Here is a 16,959-nt window from a genome sequence, read left to right on the forward strand (position 1 = left end):
TCGTCGGCTTGCAGCCGAGCGATCGCGGCCCGGATGTTCCCGATGGCGGCGATGTGGGTGGAGTAGGTCATAGGGTTCAGAATACCCGAACATGTGTTCGAGGTCATCGCTGAATCGGGTGAAATCCACCCAAGTCCACAAAGAACAACCGACCAGAAACCCAAGCCTGCCAAGGGAACCCGCTGCGTGGGGGATCGGCGCTGCCAAGAGAAGCGGCACGTGACCACTGGAGCGCTGATCTCCCACGCCCCGGCGAAGCCGCGTTTGAAACGAGGGAACCGAGGGAAACGAGGGAGGACGAGAGATCAACGAACCCGAACAACCAACCCCCGAGCAACCCCATTGACAACAACACTCAACCGAGCAACCCCAACCCGAAGCCCAGTAAGCACCCCAGAAGCAGGATCATAAGAAGCAACATCCCAAGGAGCAGAAGGAAAAACCCCAGCAATATGAGTACCCCAACCACCAACCCAGTCAGCACTGACCGGATAGGAAACCGGAACAACCCGCCCACCCTGAGTAAGAGCAGCCCGAACATCCACTGAACCCCCTCGAGCAACCTCCGAAGGCCCAGTCACAACAAGGGAATCGACGTTGGGACGAGTCTCGAACCGAACAGGCTGAGCCCGATCACCAGGATCAACCCGAACCAGAGTCCACCCCACGAACCCCCCATCCCCAGGAGCGGCGGCAGGCGCCTTACCGGAGTTCCCGTTGACCAGATAAGGAACACCATCCACACGCGACAGTGAGAAAACCCCGGCATGAGAAGCGATGGAAGCAGCGGACTTGCCGGAATCCCGCTCGAACCCGGTCAACCAGTCCGTCAGCAGCGAGGCCTCTTTACGATCACCCAGCTGCGAATTCCCGGTGGGACTCGGATCCTGCACCGGATGATGCATCGCCACCACGACACCACGGATGGAGCTGTCGGCCTTGGCACCGTCGAGCGCGTCCCGAAGCATCCGGATCTGATCGAACCCGCCGCCACGCAGCGTGCCTCGGGAGGAGTCCATCAGCACCAGCCGGATCCCGTGCACGTCGACCACCCGGTGCGTCGGGCCGAAAGCAGCCTGGAACTCGGTGATGCCATGCCCGCCGTCGACCTCGTGGTTGCCGGGCACGTAGTACCACGGCACTTTGCCGTCGAGCTCGTCCATGATCACCGAACGCGCCAGCACGAAGTCGGCGGTGGTGCCACGATCGACGAAGTCGCCGTTTATCAGCACGAGATCCGGCTTCGCGGCGACGGCCTCACGCAGCGCGCGCCGTGCCTGCGCGACCAGGGGCCCGGCGGGATCGTCGGCGGTGAACTGCGCGTCGCTGACGACCGCGATCCGCAGGCCGCCCGTCGCCGTCCCGTCGGTGATCAACGCCGGGTCGTGCACGGCCGGGTCCGCGGGAACGGGCGTCGAGGGAGCCACTTCGAAGGTGAGGTCGTCGAAGACGAGCCGCCCCTCGTACTGCTGGTCCGGCACGTTCTCCACGGCGTAGAACCGGCTGAGTCGTTGACCGGCGGCCAGTCCGGCCGGAATCGACGCCGTGACGTAGCGCCAGCCGGTCCAGTCCACGCTCAGCGATAAGTCCACAATAGACGGTACGTTCGCCGGATCCCGCAGTTCGGCCCGCAGCCAGGCGCCCTTGGCGTCGCCGTTGACCCACAGCCCGATCTTCTGCGTCCCGGCCGGGACAGCGAGCGGGGTCGCGGCGTTGACGTACGCGGCACGCGTCGCGTTGGTGCCGGTGAGACGGTAGTCCAGCGCGAGTCCCTTGCCGCCATCATGGCCCGGCGCCTCGGAAAGCGCGCCACCGACGACAGCGGGGAACACGCTCGCGGCCCACCCCGCCGGTCCGTCCAGCGAAGCGGCGACACGCCGTTCCGTGCCGACGGAAACAGCAAGGTGCGTGGTGAAACCGGCGACCGTGGCGGTGATCGCCGACGCGCCCGACGCGGTCAGTGCCGTCACGGCGAATCCGTCGGCGGCGGGCTCGACCCGGACGACGGAATGGTCGTAGTCGAGTTTGACGTCATCCGGTTCGACCCAGGTGCCGTACCCGTCGGCGTCGTAGCCGAACACCTGGAACGAGCCGCGCGCGCCCGAGCCGGACAGCGCCACCTGCTCGGTGCTCGTGCCCAGCCGCACGGGCGCGCCCAGCACGTTCAGCGTCATCTTGCCACGCACCCGCCCCTGACTCGCGGTGACTTCGACGTCAGCGCGCGCGTCCGGCCGCAGGAAATCCTTGTGGGCGCTGAAAACACCGTTCGTCACCGAACCGCGGAACGGGTTCGAGCTGCTCCACCGCGGCTGCGCGGCGACAGCGGCGCCTGTCTCGTCATGCCCGTCGGCGACCAGTTTGCGCGACAACCCCGACAGCACCCGCGACGCGTTGCGCGTGTCCTGCGCGGGACGCGGCGCGAAGCCGGTCAGCTTGCCACTGCCGGGCACCGTCGCGACGCCGATTCCGTTGGGCACCAAGCGTTCCCCACCGTCCGAAGGGGAGTTGTGCACGGCGGGAGCCTGCTCGCCCTCCTCCCTCGCCAGCAGGGTCGAGGAGCCCCCGCCGTCGAGGTTGATCGCGTCATCCGCGCCGAGCGACTTCAGGTGCCGCGCCAGCTCGAGCTCGGTCATGCCCCGGCTGTCGGCCTGTCTGCCGTCGACGGTGGCGAGCCACATCCTGGTCCCGTCGGCGGAGAAGCCGACCGCGGTCCGCGGGTGCATCGCCACGTTGTCGACCGGCTGGACCTGCCCGTCCTTGAGGAGGATTTCGTTGCCGCCCACGGCAACGGCGATCTTGCCCGCGTCGGTCCGCGGGGCGTACGCGACGCCGATCCGGTCCCCCGGCCGCAGTGCGGCGAGGGTGTCCGCGCCGCCGTCCCTGGCCAGCAGCACGGTGCTGCCCGCCGGGATCGGCCCGTCCGCGGGGTCGGTGCGCATCTGCGCCACGACGCCGTCACGCACCTCGACCTCCGCCACCCGCCGCGCACCCGCGACCGACGTCCGCCGTGAGGACCCGCCCCAGAGTGGCGTGTACACACCGATCGCGTCGCCGTCGAGCACCGGGCTGTTGAAGTTCGAAGCCTGGACGGCCCGCCCGTCCGGCAGTGTCACCGTGGCCTGGAGGAAGACCTCCGCCAGCCGGGCCTTGCCCTCGTCGGTGATCGACGCGGTGAGGTTGTGCCCGCCCGCGGGCGCGGTCTGCAGCTGCCCGTGGTCGATGCCGACGCCGATCGGCGCGCCGGTGGCGTTGATGTCGAAGAAGTCGCCGTTCACCCCCGCGACCGCGCCGGCACGCGCCACCTGCTGCGACAGCGGGGTCCTGGCCGAGACCGTCCCCGGGGTCAGGTAGGTCGGCTTGAGCACCTTGCTGGTCAGATCGACGGCGAGGGTGTCGCCGCGGATCCAGCCCTGCGGGTCGTACCGGTCGAACTCGGTGAGGTTGAGCCCCGGCGCGACAGCCGAGGTCGCGCTGCTCGTGACCAGGCCATCGTCGGGGGCGGCGGCAGGGCCGGCGGCGAAGGTGACGGGCCCTTCATGCGCGGAGGAGGCCGCGGGGGCGGCTTCGACCGGCGGCGGGCCCAGCGGCGCGGCGAGCGGGTCGGCGTGGACGGGAGCCGTCAGCAGGGCGCCGAAGAGCGCGGCGGCGGCGAGCGGGACGACGAAACGTGAATTTCTCACAAGTTACCCCAGTATCCAGTGAATGACTGCGTCCAGCACAACGCACGGACGTCACCGGGAGAAGACCTGCGGGTGAATGTGAACCGAACGGACTAAGAAGGCGTCCGGAAACTGATGTCATGTCGTCCAGTTTGGCGCCGAGGGCCGCGTGACTGACGGGGACTTTCACACGGTCTGTTCTGGTGAAGGGGACTTTTGCGAGGTTGAGTCGAGGTAAGTCCCCTTCAGTCGCGACCCCAGGTTTGCCGTGTGCCCTGATGGGAGCCTTCACGGCGTTTAACGCTGTCATGGTGGCCTTCAGGGGCACGCATGAAACGGTCATAGCGGTATGAAACGGGCGAATGGGTGGACTTTCCGTCCTTTGTGGAGGGTAAGCGGCTTTGAAGGACAGGTGCCCGAGGCTTCGAGCGGCGGCTGCTACGTCAGTTCTCAGACGCGTTCTAAGGCACGTCAGGGCGTGAGCGGGGCGCTGAGGAAGCTTTCCGCCACTCGCGTGTCACCGCTGATCCGGACGCCGGAACCGGCGGTCGTGTGCCGCTTCCACAGCAGGAGCTGGAGAGCCGACGCGGAGCCCTCGACCGTGGCGGCCGCGTCAGCCGTGTCGACCAGTCGTGCCACCGGTACGTCGTCCACGGTTTCGGCCGGGGCGATCAGCCAGGCGTGACCGGTGTCCGTCGCGCGCAGCAGCAGCGTCGCGGTCAGCTCAGGCGGGGCGTACCAGCGGCGGATCTTGGGCAGCAGGGCGCGCATGACCTCGTCCACGCCGTCCGCGGCCACCAGCGGATCGAGCGCGGGTTCGAGCCCGGCGCCGCGGGAGGCGTCGACCAGGTGCACTGCGGTCTCATGGACCTGGCGGCGGAACCAGAACGCCTTTTCCTTCGGCGTGGCGCCGAAGTGCCAGCATGAATCCGACGGCTCGGCCGCGTCCAGCACGGACAGCAGGACCGACGCGCTCTCGTCGTACCAGCTCACGAGGTCGCCGTCGGCCGGGTCGGCCTCGAACGCTTGCCGCCGCACCTCCCCCGTGCGGACGACCTCGGCCGCCCAGCGGTGCACGTTCCCCAGGTGGACGCCGAGGTCTCGCAGCCGCCAGTCACCGCAGCACGGCACCGGGGCGCCCGCGTCGGCGATGCGCAGCACTTCGGCGAACTCACCGGTCAACCGCCTCAGCTGCGGCAGGTAGTCGGGGGCGGGCAACGGCAGGGCAGTCAACGGTGCCTCCCGGCGGCCGGGGTTCGGGGGTGACGGGCGGACCCGCCGCCCCCGAACCCGTAAGCGATCAGAGCTCGGGGAACCAGAGCTTCAGCTCGCGCTCGGCCGACTCCGGCGAGTCCGAGCCGTGCACCAGGTTGTACTGGGTCTCCAGCGCGAAGTCACCGCGGATGGTGCCGGGCGTGGCCTTCTCAACCGGGTCGGTGCCACCGGCGAGCTGACGGAACGCGGGGATCGCGCGCTCGCCCTCGATCGCCAGCGCGACGAGCGGGCCGGAGGTGATGAACTCCAGGAGGTCGCCGAAGAACGGGCGCTCCTTGTGCTCGGCGTAGTGCTCCTCGGCGATCGAGCGCTCGACCGTGCGCAGCTCCAGCGCGGCCAGTTTGAGGCCCTTGCGCTCGATCCGCGAAATGACCTCGCCGACCAGCCCGCGCGCGACGCCATCGGGCTTGACCAGGACCAGCGTGCGTTCAGTCACGACGGTAGTTCTCCTCGGGTTAATACGTGTTAACGGGGGCCGAGCCTATCCGGACCTATCGCCCTTCTGCCTGCAGGGTCTTGGTCCACAGCGACGCCCCGGTGGCATCGCGGAGATCGACGGTCAGCGCGCCGCTCGCACCGTCGACGTTCAGCTCGCCGAAGTGCTGGTAGCCGTCGGCGGGCGACGTGTTCGCCGCGGGCGGCGCGTGCACGAAAACGGCCTCCGGGCCGAACGTCGGGTCGAGCGTGTTCGGGCCGAACGCCCCGGCGTTGAGCGGGCCGGAGACGAACTCCCAGAACGGGTCGAAGTCGCCGACGGCCGCACGATCCGGTGAGTAGTGGTGCGCCGCGGTGTAGTGCACGTCCGCGGTCACCCAGACGGTATTGCGCACCCGGCGTCGCGAGATCTCCCGCAGCACCCAGGCGAGCTCGGTCTCCCGCCCGCCGGGCTTGCCGGGCAGGCCGTTCGCGACGGCTTCGATGTCCTTGCCGTCGGGCACGACCAGCCCGATCGGCATGTCCGCCTGGATGATCTTCCAGGTCGCGGTGCTGCGGCTCAAGGCGTCCACGAGCCAGCGGGCCTGCTTGTCGCCGAGGATGTGGCCCGCTTTGGTCCGGTCGGAGGTGTTGGCGTCGCGGTAGGTGCGCATGTCGAGCACGAAGACCTCGACGCGGCCGCCGTAGCGGAAGTTGCGGTAGACCCGCCCGTCGACGGCCTGGCGGCGGTCGATCGGGTGCCACTCGTGGAACGCCTGGAACGCGCGCGGCGAAAGGACGTCGACCCGCTTCTCGGTGTACTCGGGACGGTCGTTGAGGGTCTCACCGGGATACCAGTTGTTGACGACCTCGTGGTCGTCCCATTGGACGTAGCTCGGCACCGAGGCGGCGAAGCGCTTGAAGTGCTCGTCGAGCCGGTTGTAAGCGTGCTGGCCGCGGTACTCGTCGAGCGTCTCGGCGACCTTCGACTTCTCGGGCGTGACGACGTTGCGCCAGGTCCGCCCGCCCGGCAGCGCGACGGTCTCGGTCAGCGGGCCGTCCGCATAGACGGTGTCGCCGCTGTGCAGGAAGACGTCCGGGCGCCGGTCGGCCATCACGGAGAAGATGGTCATGCCGTGCTCGGGGTTGATCCCCCAGTTCTGCCCGACGACGTCGCCGGACCACACCAGCCGGACGTCGCCGCGGCCGAGCGGCGCGGTGGCGAAACAGCCGGTCAACGGCTCGCTGTGGCCGCGGCCGTCCAGTGCCTCGGCGGTGACGCGATAGTGGATGTCGCTGCCGGGCGGCAGGCCGGGGACGCGGAGCTTGCCGGTGCCGCCGGTGTCCGGGCCGAGCACCGGCCCGCACAGGCGCCGGGCGTGGCGGAAGGACTCGTCGCGGGAGACCTCGACGATCAGCCGGGACGGCCGGTCGGCGCGGGTCCACACGATGCCGGAGCTGGTGGTGACGTCGCCGGACTGGACGCCGTGGGTGAGCACCGGCCGATCCCGGCGGACGAGTGCGGGGGCCGCGGTGGCCAAGGGGGCCCCCAGCACCCCGGTGGCCAGCGCGCCCGCGCCGAGGGCGGTGGCGCGCAGCAGGGTGCGGCGGCTGGGACGGATCGGTTCGGTCATGGCGCGGTTGTATCCCGCGGCCACGTCCGGGAGGCCAACTCCGGATTGCGGTGGCCTTAACGACTTGCCCCGTGCGACAACGACCGTGCCCGTTCGGCACTGGCCGCGGTGACCTGCGGCTGACTACCTTGGGAAAAGGTCGAACGATCTTGGAGGACACCCTGAAGTCATCACGCAAGCGTTTGCCCGCGCTGCTCGCGACGGTGCTGGCCGTGGCCTCGCTGAGCACGACACCTGCTTCGGCCGCACGGGACTCGCCCGACGGCCTGCAAGGCGCCCGCGCGCTGCTCCGCTACACGGAACAGGGCATCCCGCACATCCTCGCCAAGGACTTCGGCGGGCTGGGCTACGGGTACGGCTACGCGGTCGCGAAGGACAACATCTGCGAGCTCGCCAACGGCTACCTCACCCTGGCGGCCCGCCGGTCCGCCGAGTTCGGGCCGGGCGGCACCGGGAACGCCGCGTTGAGCGACGCCTCCACCAACCTGACCAGCGACCTGCACTTCCAGCAGATCAACGACTCAGGCGTGGTCGAGCGGCTCGTCGCGCAGCCGGCGCCGATGGGCCCGCGCCGCGAGGTGCGCGACATCATCTCCGGATACGTCCAGGGCTACAACCGCTACCTCGCCGAGAAGGGCCCGGACGGGATCACCGACCCGGCCTGCCACGGCGCCGCGTGGTTGCGGCCGATCACCGACCTCGACGTCTACCGGAACGTCTACGCGGTCACCACGATCGCGGGGGTCGGCGGGGCCGCCGACGAGATCGTCGACGCCAAACCCTCCCCCGGCGCCGCTCCGGTGGCCGCGACCCCCGGCACCGTGGCCAGGATCGCCGACGGCATGAAAAGCCGGAACGGTGACGGCGAGCTGGGCAGCAACGGGATCGCCGTCGGCGCCGACGGCACCGCTTCGGGCCACGGCAGCGTGCTGCTGGGCAACCCGCACTACCCGTGGCAGGGCGGCCGCCGGTTCTGGCAGTCGCAGCTGACCATCCCCGGCGAGTTCGACGTCTCGGGCGGCAGCCTGCTCGGGCTCCCGCTGATCTCGATCGGCCACACCGCGAACGCGGCCTGGACGCACACCGTGTCGACCTCGGTCCCGTTCGGCCTGTTCGAGGTCCCGCTGGTGCCCGGCGACCAGCGCAGCTACCTCGTCGACGGCAAGGCCGAGAAGATGACGAGCCAGACCGTCAGCGTCGAGGTCAAGCAGCCCGGCGGCGAGCTCAAGCAGGAACGGCGGACGCTGTACTCGACGCGGTACGGCCCGATCGTCGGCTCCTTCGCCGGGATCCCGCTGCCGTGGACGACCACCTCGGCGCACTCGCTGCGCGACGCGAACGCCACGAACATGCGTGTCCTCAACGCCTGGTTCGATCTCAACCGCGCACAGAGCACGGGTGACCTCGTCGACGCGCTGAAGAGCACCCAAGGCCTGCCCTGGGTGAACACCATCGGCACCGACCGGGCCGGGAACGCGCTCTACAGCGACATCCAGGTCGTCCCGCACGTCACCGACCAGCAGGCAACGGGCTGCGGGACCCCGCTGGGCCGCGCCCTGTTCCCCTCGACCGGACTGTCCATTCTGGACGGTTCAAGGACGTCTTGCGGCTGGGGCAGTGATCCGGACTCGATCGAGCCCGGCCTGTTCTCCCCGGCGAAACTGCCGCTGCAGCAACGACGCGACTACACGCTCAACACCAACGACAGCTCGTGGCTGGCCAACGCCGACGCGCCGATCACCGGCTACCCGCGGGTCGTCGGCGACATCGGGACCCCGCGCTCGGCACGCACCCGCGAGGCCTTGATCACCGCGGAGGAGGGCATCCGCGACGGCGGGTTCACCACCTCGTCGATGAAACAGACCCTGTTCGGCGACCGCAGCCGGACGGCCGAGCTCGCGGCCTCCGACACGGCGAAGATGTGCGCCGCGTTCCCCGGCGGCAAAGCGCCTTCGGCCCAGGGCCCGGTCGACGTCGGGCCCGCCTGCGCGGCACTGGCGAAGTGGGACCATCACTACACTTTGGACAGTCGCGGATCGCTGCTGTTCGAACGGTTCGTGCTGAAACTGGGCACGGTTCCGGGTGGCCCGTGGTCGGTGCCCTTCGACCCGGCCAAGCCGGTCACCACGCCGAACACGCTGAACGTCGCGAACCCGGCTGTGCGGCAGGCTTTCGGTGACGCGGTGGCGGAACTGAACGCGGCGGGCGTGCCACTCGACGGGCGACTGCGGGACAACCAGGCCGTCACCCGCAACGGCGAACGCATCCCGATCCACGGCGCGCCGGGTGCGGTCGGCGTGCTCAACGTGACGACGCCGGTCTGGCAGTCCCCCGGTGGCAACGTCGAGATCGTGCACGGGACGAGTTTCGTGCAGGTGGTCGGCTTCGAGGGGCAGTCCTGCCCGGACACGTCGACGCTGCTCACCTACTCGCAGTCCACGGACCCGACCTCGCCCTACTTCGCCGACCAGACGAAGAAGTTCTCGCGCGGCGAGTGGGTGCGGGGGCGGTTCTGCGAAGGCGACATCCTGCGCTCACCCGCGCTGCGGGTGGTCCGGCTCCGCTGACGAAAGTGTCATGAAAGGGTCTTTCAGGGCAAAAATTGCCCTGAAAGACCCTTTCATGACACTCATGACACTCAGGGTTGCGGCTGTTGCTGGCTCGGCAACGTCCCGGCGGCCATCCGGCGGGCGACGTCGCGGCGCAGCCAGAGGAGCCACAGCCAGACGGCCAGGAAGATGAACCCGAGGATCGCGATCGCGGGCAGGGTGACGAAGAAGCCGATCAGCACCAGCTGCAGCACCAGCACCACGGGCACCGCCCACGGCCGCTTGATGACCACGCAGCAGCCGATGAACGCGACCGCGACGGCGATCACCGCCAGTCCGGTGCCGGTGCTGATCCCGCCGCCGATCCGGTTGACCACCGGCAGCGCGAGCGCGACCGTGATGGCCTCCATGATCAGCGTCCCGGACATCACCCCGCGGAAGGACTTCATCGGGTCCTTCGCGGGCGGGCGCACCGCAGTGGCCTCGGGCTGGGTCTCGGTTTCCGGCTGCTCGCTCACGCCGGCTCCTTCCCGAACAGGGTCCGCGCCTCGCCCGCTGTGACGACCGAACCGGTGATCAGCACGCCGCCACCGGCCAGCGGCTCGTCCGGGTCCTCGCTCTGCTCGGCCAGCGCGATCGCCGTCTCGATCGCGGCGTCCAGGCTCGGCTCGGCGAACACGCGGTCCTCACCGAAGAGGGACAGGGCGATCTCGTTCAGCTCGTCCGTCGGCATCGCGCGGTCCGAGTTGTTGCGGGTGACGACGACCTCGGACACGACCGGCTCGAGCGCGTCGAGAATGCCGCGCGCGTCCTTTTCCGCCATCACGCCGACGACCGCCACCAGCCGGCGGAACGCGAACTCGTCCGACACCGCCGCCGCGAGCGCGCGGGCGCCGAGCGGGTTGTGGGCCGCGTCGAGCAGGACTGTCGGCGCCGCGCGGACGCGCTCCAGCCTGCCCGGGGTCTCGACCTCGGCGAACGCCTCGCGCACCGCCTCGACGACCAGCTGCTTGTCTTTGCCCGCACCGAAGAACGCCTCCACCGCGGCCAGCGCGAGCGCGGCGTTGGCCGCCTGGTGCGCACCGTGCAGCGGCAGGAAGATGTCGTCGTACACGCCGCCGAGGCCCTGCAGCTTGAGCAGCTGACCGCCGACGGCGACCTCGCGCTCCAGCACCCCGAACTCGCTGCCGGCCCTGGCCACGCTGGCGTCCATCTCGACCGCGCGGTCCATCAGGACGGCCAGCACCTCGGGGCTCTGCTCCGCGATCACCGCGACGCTGCCCTGCTTGATGATCCCGGCCTTTTCGGCGGCGGCCTTCGCCGGGTCGTTGCCGAAGAACTCGACGTGATCGACGCCGATCGAGGTGATGACGGCGACCTGGCCGTCCGCGACGTTGGTCGCGTCCCAGGCCCCGCCCATGCCCGCCTCGATGACGGCGGCCTCGACCGGCGCGTCGGCGAAGGCGGCGAAAGCCATGCCGGTGAGGACCTCGAACTTGCTCATCGGCACCGCGTCCGGGCCGCCCGCGGCGTCCACCATGTTCACGTACGGCGCGACGTCGCGGTACAGGTCGACGTACGCGGCGGCGGAGATCGGGGCGCCGTCCAGCGCGATGCGCTCGGTGACGAGCTGCAGGTGGGGGCTGGTGTAACGGCCGACGCGCAAACCCATCCGGGTGAGCAGCGCGTCGATCATCCGGGTGGTGGAGCCCTTGCCGTTGGTCCCGGCCACGTGCAGCACCGGGTATCCGCGGTGCGGCTCACCCAGCAGGGTGACCAGCGCGGCGATCCGGGTGAGGGAGGGCTCCAGCTTCGTCTCTGGCCAGCGCAGGTTGAGCTCCGCCTCGACGGCCATCAGCTCGCGGCGCGCCTGGCCGCCGTTCGGGTCGGTCTGCTCGGCCTGCTCGCCCTGGTCGTCGAGCTCGTGGAGCTGCTCGTCCGGGATCACGGACAGGTCCGGCACCGGGCCGGTCGCGAGGTTGTCTCCCAGCTGCCCGATCCCGCCGATGCCGCCACGCGAACCGCCACCAGCTGAGAACGCGGCGTCGGGAGCGTCGAGCTCGGGATCGGTGTCGTCCGAGCTGCCGTCGTCGAAGTTGTCGTAGGACCGTTCACCGAGCTCGTCGACACCGGCGAAGCTGTCCAGATCGGCCAGATCCGGCCGCTTCACGGGCTCCGGTGCCGTGGTCTCGTCTTCCGAGCCACCGAACTCACCACGCGGCACTAAAAACTCCCTCGGTCAAGTCTGCTGTGAGGCCGAGTCTACGTGCGGGTTTCCTGGCACTCTCGACGCATGCCGTTCAGTCACAACGACCACTACCACCCGCTGCTGCTGGGGCTCCTGCCGCCGGGGCCGGGCACGGCGCTGGACGTCGGCTGCGGCACCGGCCGGTTCGCCCGTCGGCTCGCGGCGACGGGGCTGGACGTCGAGGCGCTCGACGCCTCGGGGCTGATGATCGAGGCCGCGCGGGCGGCGGGTTCGCCCGGCCCCGGCAAGATCGCCTACCGGCAGGCCGACGTCACCGCCGGGCAGTTGGTGGAGGGGAACTACGAGTTCATCTCCTGCATCGCGTCCCTGCATCACCTGCCCTTCGACACGGTGACCGCGCTGAGTGACGCGCTGGCCCCGGGCGGGGTGCTCGCGGTGCTCGGCCTCGCCAGGCCCAGCAGCCCCGCCGACTACGCGCGCTGGATCGCCGCGGTGCCGGTGAACGTCGTCGCCAGGCTGGTCGTCCACGCCGGTGAGCGGCTCAACGGCGGCGCGGACCCCGCACTGCGGCCGCCGATCAAGGACGAGTACCCGCCGATGTCCGAGGTACGCCGGGAATCGGCCCGGCTGCTGCCGGGGAGCACGGTCCGGACACTGCTGTTCTGGCGCTACCTGATCACCTACCGTAAGCAAGATGACAGTCACCCGTTGTGACACCACGCATGGGTGAAAGGTGGTTTCGACCACTCTGTTGGCGGCAGGCAGCGCGATCCCGGCTGGCTCAACGTGAAGGGAGTACACGAATTTTCAGCTCGGGAAGAACGGGGTTTTCATGCGTACCGCTCGGACACTGTTCGCCGTCGCCTCGACGGCAGTCCTGCTGACCGCCTCCACCTTCACGGCCTCCGCCGCTCCGGCCGAGGGCTACCGCACCTACGTCGCACTCGGAGATTCGTACACCTCCGGCCCCTTCATTCCGTTCCAGCGCCTGAATCCCCTGGGCTGCGGACGGTCGACCGGCAACTACCCGTCCGTGCTCGCCGGCGCGCTCAGAGTGCGCACCTACACCGACGTCAGCTGCGGCGGCGCCGACACGACGAACATGACCCAGCCGCAGGCTGTGCCCTTCGGCGGCCGCAACCCCGCGCAGTTCACGGCCTTGAAGGTGGACACCGACCTGGTGACGCTCGGCATCGGCGGCAACGACTCCAGCGTGTTCGGCAGCATCGTGGCGACCTGCCCGGCGCTGCGCTCCGCTGATCCGACCGGCAACCCCTGCGAGCGGCATTTCACCACCAACGGCGTGGACACCGTGAAGGCCGCCATCGTCACCACCGGCAAGAACGTCGAAGCGGTGCTGCGCGGGATCCACGAGCGCTCACCCGGCGCGACCGTGGTCGCCGTCGGCTACCCGCGGATCGCACCGGAGACGGGGTACTGCCCGGACGTCCTGCCCTTCGCCGACGGCGACTACGCCTGGCTCAACAGCGTCGAGGAAGCGCTGAACACCGCGATCGCGAACGCGGTGACCGCCGACGGTAATTCGTCCTATGTGGACACCTGGGGCCCGTCGGCAGGGCACGACGCCTGCGCGCGCGACGGCGCCGCGTGGATCAACGGCCAGCGAACCAACGTGTTCGCCGCCGCGGCCTACCACCCGTTCGCCGTCGGGATGGCCGGGATGGCCGCCGTGCTCTACGCGCAGCTCCGCTAGTCCACGCGAATTGCCCTGAAGGCCACTGTGTCCCTGAAGGCCACTGTGTCCCCAAAGGCCCGTCGCCTCGTCGGCGACGGGCCTGACGGCGTCTAACGCCGTCATGGTGGCCTTCAGGGACCAGTGGACTAGTGGCAGGAGTAGAGCGTCGAGCCGCCGAGGCCCGGGATCGGTGACTGCTCCGCGGGGGCGGCCGGGGCACCTCCGTAGGCGGCGGGGGCGACGACCTGGCAGTGCTGCTCGATCCAGGCCGAGCGTTGCTGCTGCGCCTCGCCGCCCATGTCGCCCATGCCGCCCATGCCGCCTGCCGCACGGCCGCGACCGCCGGTGCCTCGTGCGGTGGCCAGCACGAACTTCAGGTTGCCCGCGGTCGTCCATTGCTGGAGCTGGTCGACCGACGGCGCGTTGTCCGAGCCCAGGAAGCCGCCCATGCCGATGACCGTCGCGTCGCTGCCGATGATGAAGGGCGACGCCGCCATCGCGCCGCCCTCGACGGCGAGGGTGATCTCGGCGTCGCCGGCGTTCTTGATGGCGTAGTCGAGGATCTTGCGGTTCTCCGCGCTCAGCTCGGCTCCGCCGAAACCGCCACCAAAACCGCCGCCCCCTTGTGGCGCGCGCGAAGCGCCACCGGGAAGACTCATTCCGGCGGGCAGCTCCCCGCGCGTCAACGCGCCGAAGCCCGCGGTCGCCGGTCCCGCCGAGGGCATCGCGCTGATGGTGTGACCGGCCGCCGACACGGACCAGACCGCCGGGGTGAGCAGCATCGCGACCAGCCCGGCCACGAACGCGGGACGGCCGAGCGCCTGACGCCGTCGCGGGGCGAGCCTGCCGAGCACCAACCCGGCGAGTGCCACGACCGTGGTGCCGACGACGGCCCACCTTGCCCAGCCGTTCCACGCGGTGTCGCGAGAGATCAGCACGTACGCCCAGACCGCGGTGACCGCGACCGCCAGCGGCAGCAGGGTCCACTCGAAACCGTTGGCGTCACGGTACTTCCGCCACAGGAGGACGATTCCGGCGGCCGCGAGAGCGGCGATCGCCGGGGCCAGCATCGTCGTGTAGTACGGATGCCAGATGCCCTGCGCGAAACTGAACACCAGCGCCGTCACCACAAGCCAGCTCCCCCACAGGAACCAGCCCGCGCGCCGCACGGGATCGCCGGGCGCCTTCGCCCGCAGCCGCCGGATCCCGGTCACCGAAACGAAGACCAGCACCAGCAGGCTCAGCGGGAGCAGCCACGAGATCTGGCCGCCCACCTCCGCGGAGAACATCCGCGTGATCCCGGTACCACCGCCGAACAGCGTGCCCATCCCGGCCGGGATGTCCGCACCCGCGGGCGGGGCGCCGCCCCCCGGCCGCTCGCCCTCGCCGAAGAGCCGGCCGAAGCCGTTGTACCCGAAGATCAGTTCCCACGCGCTGCCGTTGGTGCTGCCGCCCATGTACGGCTTGTCGCCGGGCCAGAAATCGTGCAGCGCGGTCCACCAGAAAGAGGACACGAGCACGACGCCGCCCGCGGCGAGCAGGTCGGTGATCCGGCGTTTGAGCGGGCTCGTGCTGCCGATCAGGAACGCGAGTGCCAGGCCGGGCAGGATGATCCACGCCGCCATCATCTTGGTGACGAACCCGCAGCCGACGAAGAAAGCGCACAGCAGCAGCCACTTCGTCCGGTTCCGGGCGTCTGCGGTGCGGACCGACCGGGTGAAGGCGTAGGCGGACGCCACCATCAGGAGCACCAGCAGCGTGTCGGGGTTGTTGTCGCGGTTGATGGCGACCGTGATCGGGGTGATCGCGAAGATCAGCGACGCGAGCAACGCGACGTTCTCACCAGCCCACAGCCGCACCGTGCGGTGCAGCAAGAACACCGCGGCCACCCCTTCGATCGCCTGCGGCAGCAGCAGCGACCAGCTGTGGAAGCCGAAGACCGACACCGAAACCACCTGCGGCCACAGCGACATGGGCGGTTTGTCGACGGTCACCACGCCGTACGGGTCGAAGGAGCCGAAGAGGAAGTTGCCGAGGCTCTCGGTCATCGACTTGACCGCAGCGGAGTAGTAGGTGTTGCCGTACTCACTGGACCCGATGGCCCACACGTAGAGCAGGCCGGCCAGCACGCAGATAACGACGAGTGCCCAGGCCTGGGCCCGGCTCGCGCCGCCGGTCGGCGGGGTCGCCGTCCCCCCGGTCCGTGCGGGCGTCAGCCGGGTGCCGTCCGTAGCGGCGGTCATGCGGTTTCCTTTCCGTTCTGGTCGCGGAACACCCAGCCGCGGAGCAGCAGGAAGCGACCGGCGGTGCCGATCAGCGAAGAAACGAGGAGCACGGCCAGTTCGAGGCCGCGCGAGGGATCGGGCGCGAAGCTGTGCAGCACCAGCAGCGCGCCCGAGGTGAACACGTAGTAGGCGGCGAACACGACGAAGCCCTGTGCGTGCACCCGGCCGGACGAGCGGCGCCGGGTGGTGAAGGTGAACCGCCGGTTGGCCTCGGTGTTGAACAACGTCGTGATCAGCAGCGCGGCCAGGTTCGCCACCAGCAACGGCCAGGCCTGCCGGAACAGGGCGTACAGCGCGAGATTGGCCACAGTGGACAGCACGCCGATCACCGCGAAGGACAGCACCTGCCAGGACAGCCCGCCTTCCCGGCGGCCCAGCACGGCGTCGGGATGGATGGCACGTGGCTGCGGGCGCTGCGGCAGGTCGTCGACCCGCGCGGCGCCGGAGGCCTTCGCCCGCGCGACCCGGAGCAGACCGCGCAGGTCGTCGCGGGCGGTGCTCACAACGTCGACGCGGCTGTCGGTGTCCTCGATCCAGTCGACCGGCACCTCGTGCACCCGCAGGCCGTTGTGCTCGGCGAGCAGGAGCAGTTCGGTGTCGAAGAACCAGGCGTCGTCGCGCACGGCCTTGAGCAGCGGGCGGATGACGTCCGCCCTGGCCGCCTTGAACCCGCACTGGGCGTCGGAGAACCGCGCACCGTGGGTGAGCCGGATCAGCGAGTTGTACGTCCGGGAGATGAACTCCCGCTTGGGCCCGCGCAGGGTCCGCGCGCCCGGGGCGAGCCGGGAGCCGATGGCGAGGTCCGAATGCCCGTTGGCCAGCGGCGCGACCAGCGGCAGCAGGGCGTCGAGGCCGGTGGACAGGTCGACGTCCATGTAGACCACGACGTCCGCCTCGCTGCGCCCCCACGCTTCGCGCAGCGCCAGCCCCCGGCCCTTGCGGTCCAGGTGCAGGGCGCGGATGCGGCCGCCCGGCTCGCTGAGCGAGTTCGCGACCGCCCAGGTGCCGTCGGTGCTGGCGTTGTCGACGACGGTGACGGTCCACTCGAAGGGAAAATCGCCGGTGAGGTACTCGCCGAGCACCGCTATACAGCCGGGTAGCGTCCGTTCCTCGTTATAGACCGGGATGATGATGTCGACCGTCGTGGTCGACCGGCGGACGGCGGCTTCCTGACCCGCCTCTCCTGCCACGCTGCGCGACATCCTCGCTCCGTTCGCTCGCACCTGTCCGAATTCGCT

At 69.9% G+C, this 16,959-nt stretch carries 11 protein-coding genes; 3 read left to right on the top strand and 8 right to left on the bottom strand.

The genetic code is table 11. The features are described 5' to 3' along the window. Positions 1-305: 305 nt before the first annotated feature. From QMK34_RS27850 to QMK34_RS27865, 4 genes are all read right to left on the bottom strand, one after another. Positions 306-3,680 carry a phosphodiester glycosidase family protein gene (locus QMK34_RS27850; RefSeq protein ID WP_442785234.1) on the bottom strand — a complete coding sequence of 1,125 codons (3,375 nt, stop codon included), beginning with the start codon at positions 3,678-3,680 and terminating at the stop codon, positions 306-308. Positions 3,681-4,130: 450 nt separating this feature from the next. After that, positions 4,131-4,892 (bottom strand): maleylpyruvate isomerase family mycothiol-dependent enzyme, encoded by a 762-nt coding sequence (locus tag QMK34_RS27855; protein WP_326417447.1) that lies wholly within the window; start codon positions 4,890-4,892, stop codon positions 4,131-4,133. A gap of 67 nt (positions 4,893-4,959) precedes the next feature. Continuing rightward, on the bottom strand, positions 4,960-5,370 hold the full coding sequence (gene ndk, locus QMK34_RS27860; RefSeq protein WP_326417448.1) for a nucleoside-diphosphate kinase: 411 nt from the start codon (positions 5,368-5,370) through the stop codon (positions 4,960-4,962). A gap of 55 nt (positions 5,371-5,425) precedes the next feature. Beyond that, entirely contained in the window at positions 5,426-6,982 is a 1,557-nt protein-coding gene (locus QMK34_RS27865) for an alkaline phosphatase D family protein (protein ID WP_326417449.1), read from the bottom strand. Between the two features lie 149 nt (positions 6,983-7,131). On the opposite strand from QMK34_RS27865, the gene QMK34_RS27870 reads away from it, so the two are divergent. Next, positions 7,132-9,549, top strand: coding sequence for a penicillin acylase family protein (locus QMK34_RS27870; RefSeq protein ID WP_326417450.1), 2,418 nt, complete (start codon positions 7,132-7,134; stop codon positions 9,547-9,549). A 71-nt stretch (positions 9,550-9,620) separates the two neighbouring features. Here the strand turns inward: QMK34_RS27870 and QMK34_RS27875 are convergent, their stop codons facing one another. Both QMK34_RS27875 and folC read right to left on the bottom strand, forming a co-directional pair. Continuing rightward, complete coding sequence (locus QMK34_RS27875) at positions 9,621-9,980, bottom strand: DUF4233 domain-containing protein (protein WP_326417489.1); 360 nt, start codon at positions 9,978-9,980, stop codon at positions 9,621-9,623. A gap of 65 nt (positions 9,981-10,045) precedes the next feature. After that, complete coding sequence (folC, locus tag QMK34_RS27880) at positions 10,046-11,755, bottom strand: bifunctional tetrahydrofolate synthase/dihydrofolate synthase (protein ID WP_326417451.1); 1,710 nt, start codon at positions 11,753-11,755, stop codon at positions 10,046-10,048. A 69-nt stretch (positions 11,756-11,824) separates the two neighbouring features. On the opposite strand from folC, the gene QMK34_RS27885 reads away from it, so the two are divergent. Both QMK34_RS27885 and QMK34_RS27890 read left to right on the top strand, forming a co-directional pair. Next, positions 11,825-12,454 carry a class I SAM-dependent methyltransferase gene (locus tag QMK34_RS27885; RefSeq protein ID WP_326417452.1) on the top strand — a complete coding sequence of 210 codons (630 nt, stop codon included), beginning with the start codon at positions 11,825-11,827 and terminating at the stop codon, positions 12,452-12,454. A gap of 118 nt (positions 12,455-12,572) precedes the next feature. Continuing rightward, on the top strand, positions 12,573-13,454 hold the full coding sequence (locus QMK34_RS27890) for an SGNH/GDSL hydrolase family protein (protein WP_326417453.1): 882 nt from the start codon (positions 12,573-12,575) through the stop codon (positions 13,452-13,454). A gap of 128 nt (positions 13,455-13,582) precedes the next feature. Here QMK34_RS27890 and QMK34_RS27895 read toward each other — a convergent pair whose 3' ends face one another. Together QMK34_RS27895 and QMK34_RS27900 are read right to left on the bottom strand one after the other, a co-directional pair. Continuing rightward, positions 13,583-15,679, bottom strand: a complete 2,097-nt coding sequence (locus QMK34_RS27895; RefSeq protein WP_326417454.1) for an ArnT family glycosyltransferase — start codon at positions 15,677-15,679, stop codon at positions 13,583-13,585. After that, the gene (locus QMK34_RS27900) at positions 15,676-16,923 is read right to left on the bottom strand and encodes a glycosyltransferase (RefSeq protein WP_326417455.1); all 1,248 of its coding nucleotides are present in this window, start codon (positions 16,921-16,923) and stop codon (positions 15,676-15,678) included. The genes QMK34_RS27895 and QMK34_RS27900 overlap by 4 nt, the downstream gene beginning before the upstream one ends. Positions 16,924-16,959 lie beyond the last annotated feature (36 nt).

This window comes from Amycolatopsis sp. H20-H5, assembly GCF_035828755.1.
In the GTDB taxonomy this organism is placed as follows: domain Bacteria; phylum Actinomycetota; class Actinomycetes; order Mycobacteriales; family Pseudonocardiaceae; genus Amycolatopsis.

Coding starts and splice junctions, on each gene's coding strand:
- QMK34_RS27875 (WP_326417489.1), bottom strand. CDS start 9,980: ATGAAGTCCTTCCGCGGGGTGATGTCCGGGACGCTGATCATGGAGGCC.
- QMK34_RS27895 (WP_326417454.1), bottom strand. CDS start 15,679: ATGACCGCCGCTACGGACGGCACCCGGCTGACGCCCGCACGGACCGGG.
- QMK34_RS27900 (WP_326417455.1), bottom strand. CDS start 16,923: ATGTCGCGCAGCGTGGCAGGAGAGGCGGGTCAGGAAGCCGCCGTCCGC.
- QMK34_RS27885 (WP_326417452.1), top strand. CDS start 11,825: ATGCCGTTCAGTCACAACGACCACTACCACCCGCTGCTGCTGGGGCTC.
- QMK34_RS27865 (WP_326417449.1), bottom strand. CDS start 6,982: ATGACCGAACCGATCCGTCCCAGCCGCCGCACCCTGCTGCGCGCCACC.
- QMK34_RS27890 (WP_326417453.1), top strand. CDS start 12,573: ATGCGTACCGCTCGGACACTGTTCGCCGTCGCCTCGACGGCAGTCCTG.